The 19,262-nt window shown below is 73.5% G+C and carries 15 protein-coding genes; 9 read left to right on the top strand and 6 right to left on the bottom strand.

All coding sequences use genetic code 11. The annotated features are described in order from the left end of the window. The first annotated feature begins 75 nt into the window (after positions 1 to 75). A complete protein-coding gene (locus MUN78_RS13885; protein ID WP_244727190.1) occupies positions 76 to 1,323 on the top strand; it encodes an AMP-binding protein in 1,248 nt (415 codons plus the stop codon). Next, positions 1,320 to 2,276 (top strand): 1,4-dihydroxy-2-naphthoate polyprenyltransferase, encoded by a 957-nt coding sequence (locus tag MUN78_RS13880; protein ID WP_244727188.1) that lies wholly within the window; start codon positions 1,320 to 1,322, stop codon positions 2,274 to 2,276. Before MUN78_RS13885 ends, MUN78_RS13880 begins: the two co-directional genes overlap by 4 nt. Before the next feature lie 19 nt (positions 2,277 to 2,295). On the opposite strand, the gene MUN78_RS13875 is transcribed toward MUN78_RS13880, so the two are convergent. From MUN78_RS13875 to MUN78_RS13860, 4 genes are all read right to left on the bottom strand, one after another. Beyond that, positions 2,296 to 3,660, bottom strand: coding sequence for a toxic anion resistance protein (locus MUN78_RS13875; protein ID WP_244727186.1), 1,365 nt, complete (start codon positions 3,658 to 3,660; stop codon positions 2,296 to 2,298). Between the two features lie 31 nt (positions 3,661 to 3,691). Continuing rightward, positions 3,692 to 4,777 (bottom strand): hypothetical protein, encoded by a 1,086-nt coding sequence (locus tag MUN78_RS13870; RefSeq protein ID WP_244727184.1) that lies wholly within the window; start codon positions 4,775 to 4,777, stop codon positions 3,692 to 3,694. 9 nt (positions 4,778 to 4,786) lie between these two features. Beyond that, a complete protein-coding gene (locus MUN78_RS13865) occupies positions 4,787 to 6,610 on the bottom strand; it encodes a substrate-binding and vWA domain-containing protein (RefSeq protein ID WP_244727182.1) in 1,824 nt (607 codons plus the stop codon). A gap of 166 nt (positions 6,611 to 6,776) precedes the next feature. Continuing rightward, the gene (locus tag MUN78_RS13860) at positions 6,777 to 7,262 is read right to left on the bottom strand and encodes a DUF4229 domain-containing protein (protein ID WP_244727180.1); all 486 of its coding nucleotides are present in this window, start codon (positions 7,260 to 7,262) and stop codon (positions 6,777 to 6,779) included. A gap of 97 nt (positions 7,263 to 7,359) precedes the next feature. On the opposite strand from MUN78_RS13860, the gene MUN78_RS13855 reads away from it, so the two are divergent. From MUN78_RS13855 to MUN78_RS13830, 5 genes are all read left to right on the top strand, one after another. Further along, positions 7,360 to 7,905, top strand: coding sequence for a PLDc N-terminal domain-containing protein (locus MUN78_RS13855; protein WP_244727179.1), 546 nt, complete (start codon positions 7,360 to 7,362; stop codon positions 7,903 to 7,905). Between the two features lie 29 nt (positions 7,906 to 7,934). Next, a complete protein-coding gene (gene menD, locus MUN78_RS13850) occupies positions 7,935 to 9,809 on the top strand; it encodes a 2-succinyl-5-enolpyruvyl-6-hydroxy-3-cyclohexene-1-carboxylic-acid synthase (protein WP_244730103.1) in 1,875 nt (624 codons plus the stop codon). A gap of 530 nt (positions 9,810 to 10,339) precedes the next feature. Then, a complete protein-coding gene (locus MUN78_RS13840) occupies positions 10,340 to 11,452 on the top strand; it encodes a PucR family transcriptional regulator (protein WP_244727177.1) in 1,113 nt (370 codons plus the stop codon). 124 nt (positions 11,453 to 11,576) lie between these two features. Further along, complete coding sequence (locus tag MUN78_RS13835) at positions 11,577 to 12,866, top strand: ArgE/DapE family deacylase (RefSeq protein ID WP_244727175.1); 1,290 nt, start codon at positions 11,577 to 11,579, stop codon at positions 12,864 to 12,866. A gap of 184 nt (positions 12,867 to 13,050) precedes the next feature. Beyond that, on the top strand, positions 13,051 to 13,920 hold the full coding sequence (locus MUN78_RS13830; RefSeq protein WP_244727174.1) for a PPK2 family polyphosphate kinase: 870 nt from the start codon (positions 13,051 to 13,053) through the stop codon (positions 13,918 to 13,920). Positions 13,921 to 13,956: 36 nt separating this feature from the next. On the opposite strand, the gene MUN78_RS13825 is transcribed toward MUN78_RS13830, so the two are convergent. Beyond that, positions 13,957 to 15,258, bottom strand: a complete 1,302-nt coding sequence (locus MUN78_RS13825; protein ID WP_244727172.1) for an isochorismate synthase — start codon at positions 15,256 to 15,258, stop codon at positions 13,957 to 13,959. Between the two features lie 32 nt (positions 15,259 to 15,290). Further along, positions 15,291 to 16,808: a SulP family inorganic anion transporter gene (locus tag MUN78_RS13820; protein ID WP_244727170.1), complete on the bottom strand. Its 1,518-nt coding sequence runs from the start codon at positions 16,806 to 16,808 to the stop codon at positions 15,291 to 15,293. Positions 16,809 to 17,016: 208 nt separating this feature from the next. Between MUN78_RS13820 and MUN78_RS13815 the strand changes: the two genes are divergently transcribed. Together MUN78_RS13815 and MUN78_RS13810 are read left to right on the top strand one after the other, a co-directional pair. Continuing rightward, entirely contained in the window at positions 17,017 to 18,180 is a 1,164-nt protein-coding gene (locus MUN78_RS13815) for a class I SAM-dependent methyltransferase (protein ID WP_244727169.1), read from the top strand. Between the two features lie 41 nt (positions 18,181 to 18,221). Then, positions 18,222 to 19,235: a polyprenyl synthetase family protein gene (locus MUN78_RS13810; protein ID WP_244694065.1), complete on the top strand. Its 1,014-nt coding sequence runs from the start codon at positions 18,222 to 18,224 to the stop codon at positions 19,233 to 19,235. Positions 19,236 to 19,262 lie beyond the last annotated feature (27 nt).

The following is a 19,262-nucleotide window of genomic DNA, read 5'->3' as shown; positions in this document are numbered from 1 at the left end:
ATTCGAAGCCGGGCCGCGCCGGGGGAGCTGCGCCCGGGCGGCGCCCCGCCCGGGCGCAGCGAGTAGCCTGGAGGGGTGACTGCTCCGCACGGGCTCCGCGCCATCCCGACCGACGACCGCGCATGGCTCATGGCCGCCCTCGGCGACGCGCTCGCCGGCGGCGCACCGGTGCTCCCCGTCCCCGCGGGCACCGATCCCGACGCGGTCGCCCGCCTGCAGGAGGCGGAGCTGCCCGCGGGCACCGCCCTCGTCGTCCGCACCTCCGGCTCGAGCGGCGTTCCGAAGGCCGTCGCGCTCGAGGCGTCGGCGCTGCGCGCGAGCGCCGACGCCACGCACGAGCGCTTCGGCGGCCCGGGCCGGTGGCTCGTCTCGCTCCCCGCGCACCTCATCTCCGGGATCCAGATGCTCATCCGCAGCGAGATCGCGGGGCTGCCCCCGGTCTTCGTCGACGGCCCCTTCGACCCCGGGGCGCTGCTCGCCGCCGCGGAGACGATGGAGGCCGAGCGCCGCTACGTCTCCCTCGTGCCGGTGCAGCTGTCGCGACTGCTCGACCTCGCGGACGAGGATCGCGACGCCGCCGACGCGCTGGCGCGCTTCGACGCGGTCCTCGTCGGCGGCCAGTCCGTCTCCCTCGTGCTCCGCCGGCGGGCGCACGAGCGCGGCGTCGCGCTCCGGCGCAGCTACGGCATGACCGAGACGGCGGGCGGCTGCGTCTACGACGGCGTCGAGATCGGGGACACGCGCGTGCGGATCCGCGCGGGCGAGGTGCAACTGGCGGGGCCCTCACTGGCGCTCGGCTACGTCGGCGACCCGGCGCTCACGGCCGAGCGCTTCCTCACCGAGGCCGACCGTGCGGGCCGACCGGTGCGCTGGTACCGCACGGGCGACGCCGGCGAGCTCCTCGGCGGCATGCTCACCGTGACGGGGCGCCTCGATCGCGTCATCATCTCCGGCGGGGTGAACGTCTCCCTCGACGAGATCGAGCGGGTCGCGCGCGAGCTCCCCGGCTGGTCCACGGCGGTCGCGCTCGCCGTCCCCGATCCCGAGTGGGGCGAGCGGGCCGGCCTCGTCGTCGAGACCGAGCCGGGGGCGCTGCCCTTCGCCGAGGTGCGCGCCGCGCTCCGCGAACGCCTCGGCGCAGCGGCCGCGCCGCTGTGGGCGACCGAGACCGACGCGATCCCGCGCCTTGCGGGAGGCAAACCCGATCTCGCGGCGCTCACCGCCTGGATCGGCCGAGTGCGCGACAGCTTCCGCCAGGCGCGCGGCGGCGGCCCTGCCGACCCCGCCACCCGACGGTCCCCGAACGAGGAGGAGAACGCGTGAATCAGGCCAAGGATCGCCGCCGCTCCGGCAACCCCGCGGTGCGGGCGGCCGCCGCACGAATCACCGCGGCGGGCGGGCAGCCGCGGATCACCTGGCGGAACTGGGTCGGCGGCGCGCGACTGCGCACCCTGCCGCTCGCCGTCGCGCCCGTCGCCGCGGGCGCCGGCATCGCCCACATGGTGCGCGACTTCTCCTGGCCGCTCTCGCTGCTCGCGCTCGCGGTCGCCGTGTTCCTGCAGATCGGCGTGAACTACGCGAACGACTACTCCGACGGCATCCGCGGCACCGACGACTTCCGAGTCGGCCCCGCCAGGCTCACCGGTTCGGGGCTCGTCGAGCCGAAGCGCGTGCTCGCGCTGGCGCTCGGCTTCTTCGCCCTCGCGGCGATCAGCGGCCTCGCGGCCGTGGTGCTCAGCGGGCGATGGTGGTTCCTCGCGCTCGGCGTGCTCGCGATCCTCGCCGCGTGGTTCTACACCGGGGGGAAGCGCCCCTACGGGTACGCGGGGCTCGGCGAGGTAATGGTCTTCATCTTCTTCGGCCTGGTCGCGACGGTCGGCACCGTGTACCTCCAGAGCGACGTGCAGACCCAGGAGGCCTGGTTCGCGGGGGCCGGGGTCGGGCTCTTCGCGGTCGCCGTGCTCGTGGTGAACAACCTCAGGGACATCCCGACCGATCGGCTCGCGGGGAAGCGGACGCTCTCCGTACGGATCGGCGCGACCGCCTCCCGCGTGCTCTACATCCTCTGCGTGCTGCTGCCGTTCGCGGTGCCGCTGCTCTTCGGCTTCGTGAACCCCGGCATGGTCCTGGTGTGGTTCGTGCTGCTGCTCGTCGTGCCCGCCGTGCTCATCGTGCTCTGGGGCAGGACGCCGCGCGAGCTCATCCTCGTGCTGCAGCTCACGAGCTTCGCGGCCCTCGCCTACGGCATCCTGCTCGGCGTCGGCTTCGCCTTCTGAGCCGGCCTCGGAGCCGGTCTCAGCTCGTGAGGCGGTTGAGGAGGTCGTCGCCCGCATCGCCCGGGTCGGCACCGGCCGCGGCGGGGGCCGGTGCGCCGCCCGGCCGGCTCGCGTCGGCCAGGGAGCGCTGCGCGAGCACGACCGCGTCCTCGATCGTGCGCTCGCCGCGCTCGAGCGCCTGCAGGTTGCGTGCGCGCAGGGCCCGCCCCGCCTTGTCCGCCGTGACGATCGCCGAGCACTGCGCCTTCACGGAATCGATCACGGCCCAGATCGTGTCCTCCGAGATGACGGGCGCCTGAGCCGCGTTCGCGATCGCCTCGACGGACTGCGCCGTCTCCGCGAAGGCGCTCTGGATGAGCTTGTTCGTGCCGTCCTGCACCGCGTCGCCGATCTCGCTGCCCTCCCGTGCGAAGGCCGCCTGCTGCCACATGGCGAGCGAGCGACGGGCGGAGGGCAGGCCCATGGTGCGGAAGGTCGCGAGGCGCCGGCGGAGCGCGAAGGTCGTGACGATGAGGTTGCGCGTCGCCGGGGCGTGCGCGAAGCCGAGGAAGAACTGCGAGCGCCAGTCGGCCCACGACTTCTCGGTCTCGGAGAGCACGAATGACAGGTTCGCATGGATCTCGCGCAGCTCGCTCACCGCGATGGTCTCACCGCGGTACGCGACGGACTCGGCCCCCGCGGCCTCGGCGCCGCGCAGCGCCGCGTCGGCCTCGTCGAAGTCGCCGCGCAGCACCTCGATGACCTGCTCGAGCGCCGCGAGCACGGCGACGACGTCGTCCATGTGCTCGAGGGTCTGCCGGTGCAGCAGCTGGCCGCGGGCGATGTTGTCGGCGAGGGAGGTCTCCATCTCCTGCAGCTTCACCTCGGCGAGGTCGATCTTGTCGGAGATCGGCTTCGACTCTCGCACCATCGTCGTCAGCGTGTAGCGGCCCTTCTTGAACCAGCCGACGACGGTGTTCACGGCGTCCTCGAGCTTCTGCGACCGCCACTTCTTCTCGAAGCCGTCCATGGTGCGCAGCATGTCGTTGACGATGGCGTCGGCCTCGGGCACCTTGATCTGGCGCTGCGCCTCGAGCAGCTGCACGGAGGCGCTGTTCATCTTCTCCATGATCGGCCCGCCGAAGGTGACGATCTGATTGACGTCGTCGGCGAACTTCCTGGCGAGCACGGGTGCGCCCCGCTCGAGGTCGGCGCGCTGCTGCGCCGTGAGCAGGCTGCGGAACTTGAACGCGGCGTCCTCGGGCCGCCGCACCTCGACCCCGTCGTCCGGGGCCTCGGCGATGGCGGCCTCCAGCGGGGTGCCCGGCACCTCCGCGCTCGGTGTGTCGCCCGGCTCGATCAGCGCGGCGAAGTCGATGGCGACGGTCTCCTGCTCTTCGGACATCGTTCGGCTCCTTCGGGGTGGGGTGGGAATCTCAGGACTCGCGGTCGGGGTAGACGTCGGAGAGCTTGGCCTCGGCGACGGTCTTGATCAGGGAGTCGAGCGCGACCTTGAACTCGAGGTCGCGCGACTCGTTCACCTGGCGGATGTTCTCGACGGCCTGCTGATCGACGGACTCGACGGCACGCCGCACCTCGGCGAGACGCGCCTCCGGGTTGCTCCAGTACTGGGGATTGCGCAGGATGTCGCCGTAGTAGTCCTCGTGCAGCGCCTTGAGCAGTTTCGACAGCGTGTCCTTGTACTGCGACTGCAGCAGGCGGATCTGCTGATCCGTGCCGCGGCGGCGCACCCGCACGAAGAGCTCCGAGACGTGCTGGGCGAGCGCCGCGATCCGTTCGCCGAGGTCGGGGTAGGCCCCGGTCAGTTCCTCGAGCGCGTCGACGGCCTCCGAGACGTAGGCGCCGTCCTCGCCGTCGAGCGCCGCGGCGAGCTCTTTCTCGAGCTTCGCCGAGATGGCGAACGCCGTCCGCTCGCGCCGGCGACGGCGCCGCAGGATCAGCCAGACGGCGCCCGCAGCGACGGCCGCGACCGCGAGCGCGGCGCCCGCGATGATGCCGGCGCCCGCGCCGATCGCGGCATCGGGGGCGTCCGCTCCGGCCGCGGGGACGAGCTCGTCCCGGATCGCGGCGACGGCCGTGCCGCCGTCGCTCGCGCCCTGGGAGTAGAGCGCCTCCGTGATCGCGGCGGCATCGCCCGCGGAGGAGACGGCGAAGCGATCCGTCGCCCGGTCCTCGATCACGATCACGGTCTCGGCGCCGGTCGCGCTCCGGAGCTCCGCGGCGATCGTGCTCGAGGGCACGCTCTGCGCCTGGTCCGGCTGCGGGATGACGACGACACGCACGCCCTCGGGGAGGGCGGAGCCCAGCTCCGCCGCGTTCTCGACGGAGGCCCCGTCGACCAGGCAGACCGGCTGCTCGCCGCAGCTCTGGGCGATCCGCCCCGCCTTCGAGGCCGCGTGGGCCGGCGAGGCGAGCGCGCCGGGGGCGCCGGCCGCCAGCAGCGCGCCGGCGAGCGCGAGGCCGGCGAGCCCCGCGCTCCGCGCCCTCCTGAAGCATCCCACGCTGCCAGCCTAGAAGTTGTTCATCACGGACTGGAAGGTCTCCGTGATCTTCTGCGGATCGGTCGCATCGAAGACCTGGCCGCCCGAGGCCGTGGCGAGGCGCTGCAGGGAGTCGACGTCGGCGTTGTTCGAGTAGGCGATCGCGAAGATGCGCACCGGCTGGTCGTTGCCGCCCTCCTGCTGATCCGCGTTGATCCGCTGGATCAGGGTGTCGAGCCGCGTCGTCGAGTCGGTGTCCTCGCCGTCCGAGAGCACCACGATCGCGTTGATGCGCCCCGGCTCGGCGTGGCCCTGCATGTAGTCGTACGCGGTCGCGATGGCGTCGTACATCGGAGTGCCGGCGCGCTGGCTGTTCGCGAGGTCCTCGATGCTCATGCGGAGCCCCTCCTTGTCGCCGCCGAGGGTCGAGAACTCGCGGACCACGCCGATGCCCGGCGTCTCGGCGCCGTCGATCTCGGAGGAGATCCCGGTCGTGAACGCCCAGACGCCGATCTCATCGGTCGAGCGCACCTGGCCGAGCGTCGTCGTCGACCCCTCGATCGCGCCGTCGAGGCGGCTCCGGCCCTCGCCGATGCTCTCGTCCATGGAGCCCGAGATGTCGATGAGCTGCAGCACCGCCGAGGGCTTGCGGATCGTCGCCCACTGGTCGATCGCGGCGGAGACGACCGCCGGATCCGGCTGCGGCAGCGAGGTCGCCGGCTGCGCGGGATCGATGCCGACATCCTCGTTCAGCGTCGCGCTGACGTCGATCTCGTCGTCGAGGGGTCGGAAGCCGTACTCCGGCAGCGTCTCCTGGGCCGCCTGCGTGTGCAGGAACGCGACGAAGGCCTCCGAGGCCGCCCGCTGCTCCGGGGTCACCCAGTCCGCCCCGAGCACGACCGCGGGGTTGTCGCTCCAGAGCGAGCCCTCCTCGGGATAGACGGCGACGAGCTTCTCGTCCGGCGGGGTCAGCGTCTCGCCCGGCTGCACCGTGTGCGAGTCGGGGTTGCCGATGTTGTAGTTGTAGAGCGAGGTCTCCTCGAGCGCGATCGCGCTCACGTAGGAGGACCCGCCGCCCGAGGTCTTGTCGGCGAGGTTCTGGAGCACCTTGCCGGTCGTGTCGCCGTAGTGGATGGCGCCCGATTCGAAGGTGCGGGAGAAGTCCTCGGCCGCCGCGACGTCCTCCGCGGTGAGTCCCTCCGACTTCCCCGAGGCCGCGTAGGCCTGCATGAGCAGCGTCGACATGCCGGTGGTCGAGCTGTTGGGGTTCGTCTTGGCGATCTTGAAGGAGCCCCAGATGGGCTTGCCGACCGCGCCCCACCCCTCCGGGTCCGCGATGAGATCGCGGATCTCGGCGATGCTGATGGGCTGCTCGGGGTAGTCGAGCGCGCGCGCCATCGACGCGGGCATGCCGAACACGACGGGCGTCTTGGTGAAGCTCTCAGCCCCGGCGACGACGCCCTCCCCGGCGATCGAGGCGACGCGGTCCGTCCAGACGGTCGACGCCGGCGACCACACGGTCGGAGCGGTGTCCGCGCCGAGGGCCCACTCCTCGGTCGAATCGGAGAGGTACTCCGCCGCCTTGCCCGAGGCCACGTTGACGGCGTGCACGGTGGCGCACTGCTCGAGCCCCTCGTGCTCCGCGGACTCCTTGAACTGCGCTCCGAGGTCCTCCATGAGGTTGACCTTCTCGGAGGAGGTCGCGACGACGACGGCCGTGCAGCCGTCGTCAGCGCCCTCGCCGGCGAGCAGGGACCCGCTCGCGGAGCACCCGGCGAGCAGCAGCGCGCCCGCACCCGTTGCGGCGATGACCCCGGTCAGCCTCCGGGCGAGCACTCCGTCGAACACCGTCACGTTGCGCTCCCCTCGAGTCCGGCCCCGATGCGCGATCGACACCGGCGGCGCAGGGCCGGCGACGCGAGCGACGCCACACCCTGGGAACCAACATACGCCATTGCGCATGCGGGATTCCTGCGCGTGCGGGAGTCAGGTGCGCGCGGGCGTCATGCGTTTGGGGGAGTCAGGCGCGCGCGTCGGGATCCGCGTCGGCCGCCGTCCGCCCGCGGCTCGCCGCTGCGTCTCCCGCTGTCGCGCCTTCCGCAGCTGTGTGTTCCGCTGCCGCATCTTCCGCAGCTGCGTGTCCCGCTGCCGCGACTTCCGCCGCGTCATCCGCCGCCGTGTCCTCCGCCGCCGCGTCCTCCGTCGCTGCTTCCGGGCGGATCTCGGCGTCGCCGTCGAGCGCCGCATCCTCGGCGATGTCGTCGGCGGTGCGATCCCGGTTGCGCCAGTCGTGGATGCTCTCCGCGGCGATGCTCCGCGGCTTCGAGAGCAGCAGCACCGAGAGCGAGATGCCGATGAGCGCGGCGAAGACCGCGGCGACGAGCGCGGCCGTCATCATGGAGAACCGCAGCGCCAGGCCCAGCACGTAGACGAGGGCGAACGGCACGGCGAAGAAGACGAGTCGCAGAACCGTGTAGGTGATCCAGGCGGAGCGGGTGCGTTTCACCCGCTCGAGTGTACCCGCGGAGCCTGGGCCCGGGCTCCGCCGCCCGCACGGCAGCCGCGGACGGCCGGCTCCCTGGTGGGACGGGTACGATGACGGTATGGTGCGATTCGTGATTATCGGGATCGTCATCGCCGTGGCATTCACGCTGTATGCGCTCGTCGATGCGGCGATGACCGACGGATCGCGCGCGCGGGGCGTGGGCAAGCCCGTCTGGGTGGTGCTCATCGTCGTGCTGCCCGTGGTCGGCGGCATCCTGTGGTTCTTCGTGGGCAAGGGATCGGCCGCCGCGCCGGGTCGGGCGAGGCCCGCGCCGGACGACGATCCGCGCTTCGCCGGCACGCGGATGTCGAGCAGCGACCTCGACACGCACATGCGCGATCTCGAGGAGCGCCTCCGCGAGCTCGACAACGAGACCTTCCCCGGCGAGCGCCCGGGATCGGGCGCCGATCCCGCATCGGAGACGGCCGATCCCGGGGGCGTCCGGCCGCAGGGTCCCGCGCCCGGCGGCGCGGCGTCCGGAGCTTCCGACGCGGGGACGGCCGATTCGCCCGCCGAGCCCGACGCCGAGGGCGATCAGGCGGATGGCCCGGCGGCGCCCGGGGAGCCCGGCAAACGCGCCGACGGCGACGCGGCCGCGCAGTGAGCGGGGCGCCGAGGCCGGCCGCCGCCTCGATGTTCGCCGTCGAGCTGCTGGCCGAGCTCATCCGCCGCGGCGTCCGCGACGCGGTCGTGTGCCCGGGCTCCCGCTCGCAGGCGCTCGCGCTCGCCGCCGCGGCGGCCGAATCCGCCGGCGCCGTGCGCCTCCACGTGCGGCTCGATGAGCGCTCGGCCGCCTTCTTCGCCCTCGGGATCGCTCGCGAGACCGGGCTCCCCGCACCGGTCATCGTGACGAGCGGGACGGCGGTCGCGAACCTCGGCCCCGCGGTGCTCGAGGCGCACGAGGCTCGGATCCCGCTCCTGCTGCTCACCGCGGACCGACCGACGGAGCTCCGCGGGATCCGTTCGAACCAGACCACCAGGCAGGCCGAGCTCTTCGGCCCCGTCGCGCGGCTCGTGCGCGACGTGCCGGCGCCGGATTACGGTCCGGACGGCGACCTCGCGCGCGATTCGGGGCGAGACCCGGGCGCGCTCGCGCGCATGGCGCTCGCGGCCGCGCTCGGAGCATCGGGCGGAGCGCCCGCTGGGCCCGTGCAGCTCAACCTCGCGTTCCGGGAGCCGCTGTCCGGCACCGCGGGGTTCGACGGCATGATCGCCCGCGGCTTCGCGGAGGCCGCGGCCGAGGGCGGGCAGGCTCGCGCGACTCGCGCGGCGTCGCATGGCGTGGGTGCTGGTGCTCGTATCGGCACGGGTGCCGATGCGGATCGGGCCGATGCCGATGGCGCCGCTCATGTGCCCGACCGCGCATACGTCCACCGCGGTGACGTGCTCGCCGTCGCGATCGCGGGAGCCGGTGCCGGCCCCGAGGCCGAGGCGTTCGCGCACGCCGCCGGGATCCCGCTCCTCGCCGAGGTCGTCAGCGGTGCCCGCTTCGGGCGCGAGGCGATCGCCGCGTACGCGAGCCTCATCGACGACCCCGCCGTCGGCGGACTCGTGGAGCAGGCGATCGTCTTCGGCCACCCGACGCTCACCCGCCAGGTGCCCGCCCTGCTGCGCCGCGACGACGTGGACGTCGTGGTCGTCGACCCGCACGCCGGTCCGGGCGTCGATCACTATGATCCGAGCCGCTCCGCCCGCGTGGTGCGCGAGGCCCGCGTCGCCGACGACCACGACGCGGCCGCGCTCCGGCGCTGGCTGGGCGCCTGGGTCGTCGCCGACCGCGCCCTGCAGCGCGCGCGCAGCACCGCGCACGAGCCCGACCTCGACGCCGCGCGCGCGACCGGCTACCAGGAGCGCAACGCCTTCGCCCGGGCCGAGGTCGCGGCGCTGCGCGAACCGGTCACGCGGGCGATGCTCGTCGAGCGCGTGTGGCGGGCCACCTGGCCGCACGACCGGCTCGTGCTCGCGGCCTCGCGGCTCGTTCGGGTGCTCGACGGCCTCGCGCCCGCCCGCCGCGCCCTCGTGCACGCGAACCGCGGCCTCGCGGGCATCGACGGCACCGTGGCGACCGCCCTCGGCATCGCCGACGCGGCGCAGTCCGATCCCGACCCCGTGCGCGCTGCCGGGACCGTGCGGCTCGTGATCGGCGACCTCGCGCTGCTGCACGACGCCGGCTCGCTGCTCCTGCCCGCGGCGGAGTCGCGGCCGCGCATCCAGGTCGTCGTCGGCAACGACGGCGGCGGCACCATCTTCGACGGACTCGAGGTCGCGGCCTCGGCCCCGCCCGCCGCCTTCGAGCGGGTGATGCGCACGCCGCAGCACGCCGAGCTGTCCGCGCTCGCCGCCGCCTACGGCTGGGAGTACCGGCGCGCCGAGAACCGCGGCGAGCTCGACCGGCTGCTCACCGAGCCCGTCGCGGGCCCCGTGCTCGTCGAGGTCGTGCTCGCGGACCCTGCTCCTGCTCCTGCTCCTGCTCCTGCTCCTGCTCCTGCTCCTGCTCCTGCGGACTGACGCAGTATCGGCTCAGGCAGGCCCGCCGCCGGTGCGGCCTGATGCGTGGCCGGCGCGGGCCCGCCTGCTGCGTGCGCCTCGGCTCGCCGCTCCGGTCTTGCCTGCCTCCGTGCCCGCGCGCCTCGCGCCGCCCCGCTCCGCGTGTGCGCCCCGCTCCGCGTGTGCGCGCCGCCCCGCACGTTCGGTCGTGGATGCGGCTTCGGTGAGCAGCATTCGCCGTTTGCGGGCTCACGGACGCCGCATCCCTCACGGAACGCGCGGCGGCGGAGGGCGCGGGGGCGCGGAACGCGTGAAGACCGCACGTTCGGTCGGTGATGCGGCTTCGGTGAGTCGTGATTCGCGTTTGAGGGCTCACGGACGCCGCATCCGTCACGGAACGTGCGGCGGCGGAGTGTGCGGCGGCGGAGCGGCTGGCGGCGGAGCGTCTGAATGCCGAACGAACGGCGGCGGAGCGGCTGGCGGCGGAGCGCCTGGCGGCCGAACGAACGGCGGCGGAGCGCGCGGCGGAGCGGACGCGCGAGAATGAAGGCATGTCAGACACCGGATGGGCGCAGCTGCTCGATCGCGTCCGCGCGCAGATCCCCGAGCTGCTCGCGGAGTTCCTCGACGAACTGCGGACGCACGGCGGCTACGCGGACGGCGAGGTGCCGCAGGCGGACATCGAGCGCACCGCGCTGCAGGCCTTCGACCTCTTCCTCGACCGACTCGCCGATCCCGAAGGGGCTGCGTCCTCCGCGTTCCCCGAGGCGCTCGGGCGGCGGCGGGCGCGCCAGGGCATGCGGGTCGAGCAATTCGCGGAAGGGGTCAGGATCAACTTCCGCCTGCTCTGGCGCGCGCTGCACCGGGCTGCCCAGCCCGACCTCGTCGACGCGCTCGTCGCCGGCGGCGAGCGCGTGCTCACCGTCGTCGAGGGATACGCGACGGAGGTGCAGGCCGCGTTCCTCGACGAGACGCAGACCATGGCGCGCTTCCATCGGACCGCCCGCGAGCGCGCCCTCGCCCGCATCTTCTCGGGGGCCGCCGCGGAGGAGGAGCTGCGCGCCGCGGCGGAGACCCTCGCGCTGCCGTTCGAGCAGCGGTACGAGCTCGTCTCGCTCGCCTCCGACGGCGTCGCGGAGGAGCTGCGCCGGAGCCTCGCGGAGCAGGCGCTCTGGGTCTACGAGGACGACGACCTCGTCCACGCCTTCCGGGCTCGGCGCGGGAGCGTCGACTGGTCCCTCGCGGTCCGCGATGTCGCGGGCGCCCGCGTCGCCCGCGTCCACGGCGTCGCCGCGCTCGCTCCAGCGGCCGCCCTGACCCGCCGGATCAGCGCGCTCGGCCGGGCGAACCGGATCCTCTCGGCGCGCGAGGCGTTCCCTGCACTGCTCCAGGAGCGCGCGCTGACCCTGTTCGCGGGCTTCGAGGAGGAGCTCCTGGGGGACTGGCGCCGCGCCCCGGCCGAGGAGCGCCTCAGGCTCGCAGAGACCCTCCGCGCCTTCATGCGCCGCGGCTCCGTGAAGGAGGCGGGCGAGGAGCTGTTCCTGCACCGCAACACCGTGTTCAAGCGCCTCCGGGCGTTCCAGGATCTCACCGGGCTCGACGTCACGGTGCCCGCGGATGCTGCGATCGCGGCGGTGATGCTCGCCGAGATCGCCGAGGTGTGAGGATCAACACGGCGGCGGCGGGATCGGCGGCGTTCTGACACTCCGCGCCTCGCGGGCCGCGCCTAGGCTCGGATCGCGGGCGCCGCGCCGCCCGCCGCCGCATCGAGCCGAGAGGACCCCGCCCATGATCCCCACTGAAATCGTCGAGCGCATCCTGGCGGCCGTCGACGCCCGCTTCGACGCCCAGCTCGAGCGCACCGCGGAGCTCGTCGCCTCGCCGTCGCTGCGCGCCGGCGAGGAGCCCGCGCAGGATCTCGTCGAACGCGGACTCCGGGAGCTCGGTCTCGAGATCGACCGCTGGACCATCGATTCGCCCGAGCTCCGCGCGCATCCGGGCTTCGGGCGGGCCACGGTCGACTACGGCGCCATGACCAACGTCGTCGGCACGTACCGGCCCGCCCGGGAGGTCGGCCGCTCGCTGATCCTCAACGGGCACATCGACGTGGTGCCCGAGGGGCCCCAGGAGCAGTGGTCGCGCTCGCCGTGGGACGCCGAGATCCGCGACGGGTGGATGTACGGGCGCGGCGCCGGCGATATGAAGGCCGGGCTCATCGCGAACCTGTTCGCCTTCGAAGCGATCGGCGCGGCCGGTCTCTCCCTCACCGGACGCGTCCACCTGCAGTCGGTCGTCGAGGAGGAGTGCACCGGCAACGGCTCGCTCGCGGCGCTGCTGCGCGGCTACACGGCGGACGCGGTGATCATCTCCGAGCCGGAGGAGGACGCTCTCGTGCGCGCGAACGTCGGCGTGCTCTGGTTCACCGTCCGCGTGACCGGGAGCCCCACGCACCCGCGCGAGATGGCGAACGGCTTCAACGCCATCGATGCCGCGTACGAGGTCATCGCGGCGCTCCGCGGGCTCGAGGCCGATTGGAACGCCCGACGCAGCGAGCACCGCTATTTCGAGGATCTCGACCACCCCATCAACTTCAACATCGGCGGCATCCGCGGCGGCGACTGGCCCTCGAGCGTCCCGGCGTGGTGCGAGCTGCAGGTGCGGGTCGCCACCTACCCGGGCACGACCGCCGACGACGCCTGGGGCGAGATCGTCGCGTGCGTCGAGCGGGCCGCGCGCACCGCCTCGCCCCGGCCCTTCGAGGTCGGGCTGACGCCCGACGGCTTCTACGCCGAGGGCTATGTGCTCGAGCCCGGGAGCGACGCCGAGGGCCTGCTCGAGGAGACGCACCGCGCGGCCTTCGACCGCGAGCTCACGAGCTTCACGACCCCCGGATACCTCGACGGGCGCGTCTTCGTGAACTACGGGGACATGCCGACGCTCGTCTACGGACCCGTGTCCGAGAACATCCACGGTTTCGACGAGCGGGTGAGCATCGAGTCGATCCGCCGCTGCACGCAGTCGATGGCGCTGTTCCTCGCCTCCTGGTGCGGGGTCGAGGAGGCCGAGCGGAGCTCCTGAAGACCGCGGGTGCTCGAGATCCCGCCGCGCGCCCGGTCGGAGATGCGGTTTCGGTGAGATGCGATCCGCGCGGGCGGACGCACCGAAACCGCATCTCCGACGGCATGCGCGCCGCCCGGGGACTCCCGCCCGGCCGGACGCTGCCCCTACAGTGGGGGTGACGGCCACGAGGAAGGGCGGGCGCATGTCGGGTGCATTCTGGGAGGCGGATCCGGGCGAGCTGCTCCGGGTCCGTGAGGGCTTCGCCCTCGGCGATGTCGATCCGGCAGCGACACCGGGGACCTCCGGGGGCAAGAAAGGCGGGATCGCGGAGCTCGCCCGCGCCGCCCAGGAGCTGCGCGGTCTGCAGGAGAAGCTCTTCGCCCAGAGCCGTCTCGGCGCGCCGGATCGGCTGCTCGTCGTGCTCCAGGCCATGGATGCGGCGGGCAAGGGCGGCATCGTCAACCACGTCTTCTCCCTTGTCGAGCCCTACGGGTTGCGCCTCACCGCGTTCAAGGCCCCGACCGCCGAGGAGCGGGCGCACGACTTCCTCTGGCGGGTCGAGCGCCGACTGCCCGGCCCCGGCGTGATCGGCGTGTTCGACCGCTCGCACTACGAGGACGTGCTCATCCAGCGCGTGCGCGGCCTCGCGCCGCCCGAGGAGATCGAGCGCCGCTACGGCGCGATCGTCGACTTCGAGCGGCGCTTCGTCGAGGACGGCGGGCGGATCGTGAAGATCATGCTGCACATCTCGCCCGAGGAGCAGGCCGAGCGCCTCCTCTCGCGGCTCGACGACCCCGAGAAGCACTGGAAGTACAACGCGGGCGACGTCGAGGAGCGGGTGCACTGGGCGGCCTACATGGAGGCCTTCGGCGCCGCGATCGCGCGCAGCGACGCGCCGAGCGCGCCCTGGTTCGTCGTCCCGGCGAACGCGAAGTGGTACGCCCGAGCCGCCGTGCAGCGGATCGTGATCGGCGAGCTGCAGCGCATCGATCCCCGGTGGCCCGATCCCGGCTTCGACGTCGCCGCGGAGCGCGCCCGCGTCGAGGCGACGCTCGGACTGCGCTGGCCCTGAGCGGCGCGGCGGCCGGGCTCAGGGGCGGCCCGCGGGCTATGCGGCGAACGCCTCGGTGACCGGACGGAGCTTCGACACCGTCTCGCCGAGCTCGTGCTCGGGATCCGAGCCGGCGACGATGCCGCCGCCCGCGCTCGCGACGACGGCGCGGGCGCCCGAGCCCGGCTGCGGGTCGCCGAGCTGCGCGCAGCGCAGCGCGATGACCCACTCGCCGTCGCCGGCCGCATCGATCCAGCCCACCGCGCCCGAGTAGCGGCCGCGGTCGAACGGCTCGAGCTCCGCGATGGCCGCGACGGCCGCGGAGGTCGGTGTGCCGGCCACGGCCGCGGTCGGGTGCAGCGCACCGACGAGCTCGAGCGCCGAGCTGCGCTCGTCGAGGCTCGCACCGAGGTCGGTCGCGAGGTGCCAGACGTTCGGGAGGCGCAGCGGGAACGGCTCCTCGCTCGTGCTGAGGTCCCGCACGTGCGGCGCGAGCGCCGTCACCACGCTCTGCACCGCGAAGGCGTGCTCGTGCTGCTCCTTCGCGCTCGTCACCAGCTCGTCGCGCGCCCGGGCGTCGCGCGCCTCGTCCTCGGGATGCCTGCCGCGCGTGCCCGCGAGCACGCGCGCGGAGACCGCGCCTCCCGTCGAGCGGATGAGGGTCTCGGGGCTCGCGCCGACGAGACCGTCCACCGCGAAGGTCCAGCAGTCGAGGTAGCGCTCGGCCAGGCGGCGCAACGGCACCCGGAGATCGGATCCCGCGGGGAGCTCCCCGCGGATGCGACGGGCGAGCACGACCTTCTCGAAGGCGCCGTCGTCGATGCGCCCCACCGCTTCGCGGACACCCGACAGGTAGTCGTCCACGGCCTCCGCGGCGAAGCCGACGCCAGGCCACGATCCCTCGGGAGCGGCCGCGGGCAGCGCCGCGGCGCCCGTGCCGTCCGCGGGCGGCGGAGCGTCCGTGGCGGCGGGATCGTCCACGCGACGGATCTCGGTCACCCACCAGCGGTCGCGATGCCGCGCGACGAGCAGCCGGGGCACGACGAGCACGCTCTCCGCGCCGCTCGCATCGTCGAAGGCGAAGGTGCCGAGCGCCACGAGCCCGGTGCCGGGCAGCCGCACGGGATCGTCGATCCGCGCGGCTTCGGCGACCCCGCGCCAGCTCCGCGCCGCGGCGGCGAAGCGATCTGGGCCGGAGAAGCTGAGCCTGAGCACCTCGCCGACGCCCACGCAGCCGCGATCGCCGCGATGCCAGAGCATCGGCTGCTCGGGATCCGCGAGGCCGATGAGATCGGGGGCGCCGTCGAGGAGTCGCGTCACCGCATGCAGGCGCGGTGCCTTCGAATCGCTCTTCACCATCCCAATCTACTCGCCCGCGCTGGGAGCGGCGCTCACGCCCCCAGCTCGCCCGTGAGCCGGCGATGGAAGCGGTCGCTGCGCTCGTCGAGGCCCTCGATGGTCACGGACGCGCCATGCCGCGCGTAGAGCTGCTCCACCGAGTCGAGCGCGGCGACCGTCGAAGCGTCCCAGATCTGAGCGGCGCTGAGATCGATGACGACGCGAGGCGGATCGTCGGCGTACGAGAAGCGCTCGACGAGATCGTTGCTGCTGCCGAAGAACAGCGGACCGTGCACCGTGTAGCGGACGGTCGGCGCGGCGGCGGCACCGTCGGCGCCGGCGGGGTCGCCTCCGGGGTCAGCGACGACCCGGGTGACGGTGATGACATGGGCCACGCGGCGCGCGAAGAGGACCATGGCGAGGAGCACCCCGGCGATGACGCCGTAGGCGAGGTTCTCCGTGGCCACGACGACGGCGATCGTCACGAGCATCACGAGCGTCTCGGGGAACGGCATGCGCAGCAGCGTGCGCGGGCGGACGCTGTGCCAGTCGACCGTCGTCACCGCGACCACCATCATCACCGCGGCGAGCGCGACCATCGGGATCTGCCCCATCACATCGCTGAGCGCGGTGATGAGGCCGAGCAGGAACACCCCGGCCACGAAGGTGGAGACCCGGGTGCGACCGCCGCTCGTCTTCACGTTGAGCACGGTCTGGCCGATCATCGCGCAGCCGCCGGTGCCGCCGTAGGCCGCCGCGAGGATGTTCGCGACGCCGAGGCCCCAGGACTCCCGGCCCTTGTGCGACGGCGTCTCGGTGATCTCGTCGACGAGTTTCGCGGTGAGCAGCGATTCCATGAGGCCCACGAGGGCGACGCTCACCGCGGTCGGCAGGATGATCCCGAGCGTCTCGGCGGTGAGCGGCACCGAGAGCTCGGTGAGGCCGGGGAGTCCGCCGCCGATCCGCCCCTCGTCGGCGACATCGGGCACCTGCAACTGCCAGATCATGGTGATGGCGGTGACGACCACGATGGCGACGAGGGCCGCGGGGACGGCCTTCGTGAGCCGCGGCAGGAGCAGCACGATCGCGAGCGTCGCCCCGAACAGCGCGAGGCCGATCCCGCCGCCGTGAAGCACGTGCGGGACCTGCGCGAGGAAGATCAGGATCCCCAGGGCGTTGACGAAGCCCAGCATCACGGACCGCGGCACGTAGCGCATCAGCCGGGCGAGCCCCGTGAGGCCGAACACCACCTGGATGAGACCGGCGAGCACGATCGCGGGGAGGAGGTACTCCGTGCCGTGCGCCGACGTCATGGGCGCCACGACGAGGGCGACGGAGCCCGCGGCGGCCGTGATGACGCCCGGGCGGCCGCCGAGGAACGACATCCCCAGGACGAGGACGACGGAGGCCACGAGGCTCACCATCGGGTCGACGCCCGCGACCACCGAGAAGGAGATGACCTCGGGGACGAGCGCGAGGGTGGTCACGATGCCGGCGAGCACCTCCCGGCTCAGGCGCATCGGGCTGCGGAGGGCGTCGCGAACGCCGATGCTGCGGGTGCTGTTGGCCATCGCTGCGCGGACCTGTCTTTCTCCTCGGGCCGTCGTGCGCGTCCGGCCGGGACTGCGGGCGGGCGGGAGGGCCGCCCGCAGCAGTGTATCCGCCCCCGGCCGCATCGCCCGTCGGAAGTCCCGTCGGAAGTCCCGCTGCCGTCCTGCCGTCCTGCCGGACGGGCCGCCGGACGGGCCGGCTGCCAGGGTGAACGGCTAGCATGGTGGGGTGACCCATCCCGACACCGCGACCAAGCCGGCAGCCGATGTCTCGGCGATGTTCGACGAGGTCTCGCCGCGCTACGACCTCATCAACGACGTGCTGACCGTGGGCAACGACCGCCTGTGGCGGATCGCCACGACGCGCGCGCTCGCCCCGCGGAAGGGGATGCGGATCCTCGACCTCGCGGCGGGCACCGGCACCTCCTCTGCGGCGCTCGCCGCGCACGGGGCGGAGGTCGTGGCCGCCGACTTCTCGGAGGGCATGCTCGCGGAGGGCCGGCGCCGGCACGCGGGCAACGCGCTCATCGACTTCGTGTGGGCCGACGCGACGGCGCTGCCCTTCGCGGACGACAGCTTCGACGCGGCCACGATCTCCTACGGCCTGCGGAACGTGAGCGATCCGCGCGCGGCGCTCGCCGAGATGCGCCGCGTGGTCAAGCCGGGCGGCCGCGTGGTCATCGCCGAGTTCTCGACCCCGCCCTCGCCGATCGTGCGCGGACCGTACGCGCTCTACGGCCGGCACGTGCTGCCGAGGGTGGCCGGCGCCATCAACCGCGACGCCGCGGCGGCCTACCGCTATCTCAACGAGTCCATCGAGGCGTGGCCGGCGCAGGACGAGCTCGCCGCCTGGTTGCGCGAGGCCGGTTTCGAGCGGGTCGCCTACCGCAACCTCACCTTCGGCATCGTGGCGCTGCACCGCGGCTTCGTGCCGCGGCAGGCTCCCGCCGTGGCCGAGCAGCCCGCCGCGGCGACGAAAAAGCCGGCCGCCGCGAGGAAGCCTGCGGCGACGAAAAAGCCGGCCGCCGCGAAGCAGCAGCCGGCCGCCGCGAAGACGCCCGCAGCCGCGACGAAGTCCGCCGCGGCGAAGCCGGCCACCGGCGGGAAGACGGCTGCGACGCAGCCCGCCGAGGCGACGCAGGCTGCGGCGGCTCGGAAGCCGGCTGCCGCGAAGCAGCCCACCGCGGCGAAAACGCCCGCCGCCGCGAAGAAGCCCGCAGCCGCGAAGAAGCCCGCAGCCGCGAAGAAGCCCGCAGCCGCGAAGAAGCCCGCAGCCGCGAAGACGCCCGCCGCCGCGAAGCAGCCCACCGCGAAGAAGCCGGCCGCCCGGAAGCCGGCCGATGCGGCCGCGGAAGCCGCGGCCGCGCGCGAGAGCAATGGAGAGACCGAGTGAGCCGCCCCATCGCCGAAGACACCGCCACCCAGGCGCTGCCGATGCGCCTCTTCCGGGGCGCCCAGGATCGTAAGCAGGCGAAGGCCCTCCAGGAGCAGCTCGAGCTGCTCGAGTCCGAACTCATGGAGCACCTGCGCTTCGCCTCGCCGGTGGCCGACGCGCCCGCCCGGTATCTCATGGACGCCGGCGGAAAGCGGATCCGGCCCATGCTCACGCTGCTCACGAGCGAGCTCGGTACCGGTCCCAACCCGCTCGTGCGCCGTGCCGCGCAGGCCGTGGAGATGACGCATCTCGCCTCGCTCTACCACGACGACGTCATGGACGACGCCCAGCTGCGCCGCGGCGTGCCCGCGGCGCAGACCGTCTGGTCGAACTCCGTCGCGATCCTCGCGGGCGATCTGCTCTTCGCCCGAGCCTCCTCCCTCGTCTCGGGAATGGGCGAGGAGGCGATCCTGCTCCAGGCCCGCACCTTCGAGCGGCTCTGCCTCGGGCAGCTGCACGAGACGGTCGGGCCGCAGGAGGGCGACGAGCCGATCGCGCACTACATCCAGGTGCTCGCCGACAAGACGGGTGCGCTGATCGCCACCGCGGCGCGCATGGGCGTCATGTTCGGCGAGGGCCCCGTCGAATATGCCGATCCGGTTATGGAATACGGCGAGCGGATCGGGGTCGCCTTCCAGCTCATCGACGACGTGATCGACCTCTCCCCGCAGAAGGACCGGACGGGCAAGCGCGCCGGGACCGACCTGCGAGCGGGGGTCGCGACGCTGCCGACGCTGCTGCTGCGCGAACGCGCCGCCGCCGGCGACACCGCCGATGCCGCCCTCCTCGCCCGCATCGACGCGGGGGTCGCCGCGATCCGCGAGGGCGCCGATCCCGGCCTCCTCGATCCCGAGGTCGACGCCCTGCGCGCCCACGAGGTGACGCGGGAGACCGAGCACACGGCGCGCCGCTGGGCACGAGAGGCCGTGGACGCGCTCGATGCGCTGCCGAAGTCGAACGTCAAGCGCGGCCTGGAGCGCATGGCGGACTCGATCGTGAACCGCGAGGGGTGACGCCCCGCTGAGCCGCACCGGCGCGGC

This window comes from Leucobacter allii (assembly GCF_022919155.1).
Taxonomy (GTDB): domain Bacteria; phylum Actinomycetota; class Actinomycetes; order Actinomycetales; family Microbacteriaceae; genus Leucobacter; species Leucobacter allii.
Note: the sequence above shows the minus strand (reverse complement) of the source record. Positions and strands in the feature narration are given on the sequence as shown.

What these genes read in the sequence shown, in the direction of transcription:
- menD (WP_244730103.1), top strand. Translation starts at nt 7,935, where the DNA reads ATGTTCGCCGTCGAGCTGCTGGCCGAGCTCATCCGCCGCGGCGTCCGC.
- MUN78_RS13830 (WP_244727174.1), top strand. Translation starts at nt 13,051, where the DNA reads ATGTCGGGTGCATTCTGGGAGGCGGATCCGGGCGAGCTGCTCCGGGTC.
- MUN78_RS13840 (WP_244727177.1), top strand. Translation starts at nt 10,340, where the DNA reads ATGTCAGACACCGGATGGGCGCAGCTGCTCGATCGCGTCCGCGCGCAG.
- MUN78_RS13855 (WP_244727179.1), top strand. Translation starts at nt 7,360, where the DNA reads ATGGTGCGATTCGTGATTATCGGGATCGTCATCGCCGTGGCATTCACG.
- MUN78_RS13825 (WP_244727172.1), bottom strand. Translation starts at nt 15,258, where the DNA reads ATGGTGAAGAGCGATTCGAAGGCACCGCGCCTGCATGCGGTGACGCGA.
- MUN78_RS13835 (WP_244727175.1), top strand. Translation starts at nt 11,577, where the DNA reads ATGATCCCCACTGAAATCGTCGAGCGCATCCTGGCGGCCGTCGACGCC.
- MUN78_RS13810 (WP_244694065.1), top strand. Translation starts at nt 18,222, where the DNA reads ATGCGCCTCTTCCGGGGCGCCCAGGATCGTAAGCAGGCGAAGGCCCTC.
- MUN78_RS13875 (WP_244727186.1), bottom strand. Translation starts at nt 3,660, where the DNA reads ATGTCCGAAGAGCAGGAGACCGTCGCCATCGACTTCGCCGCGCTGATC.
- MUN78_RS13820 (WP_244727170.1), bottom strand. Translation starts at nt 16,808, where the DNA reads ATGGCCAACAGCACCCGCAGCATCGGCGTTCGCGACGCCCTCCGCAGC.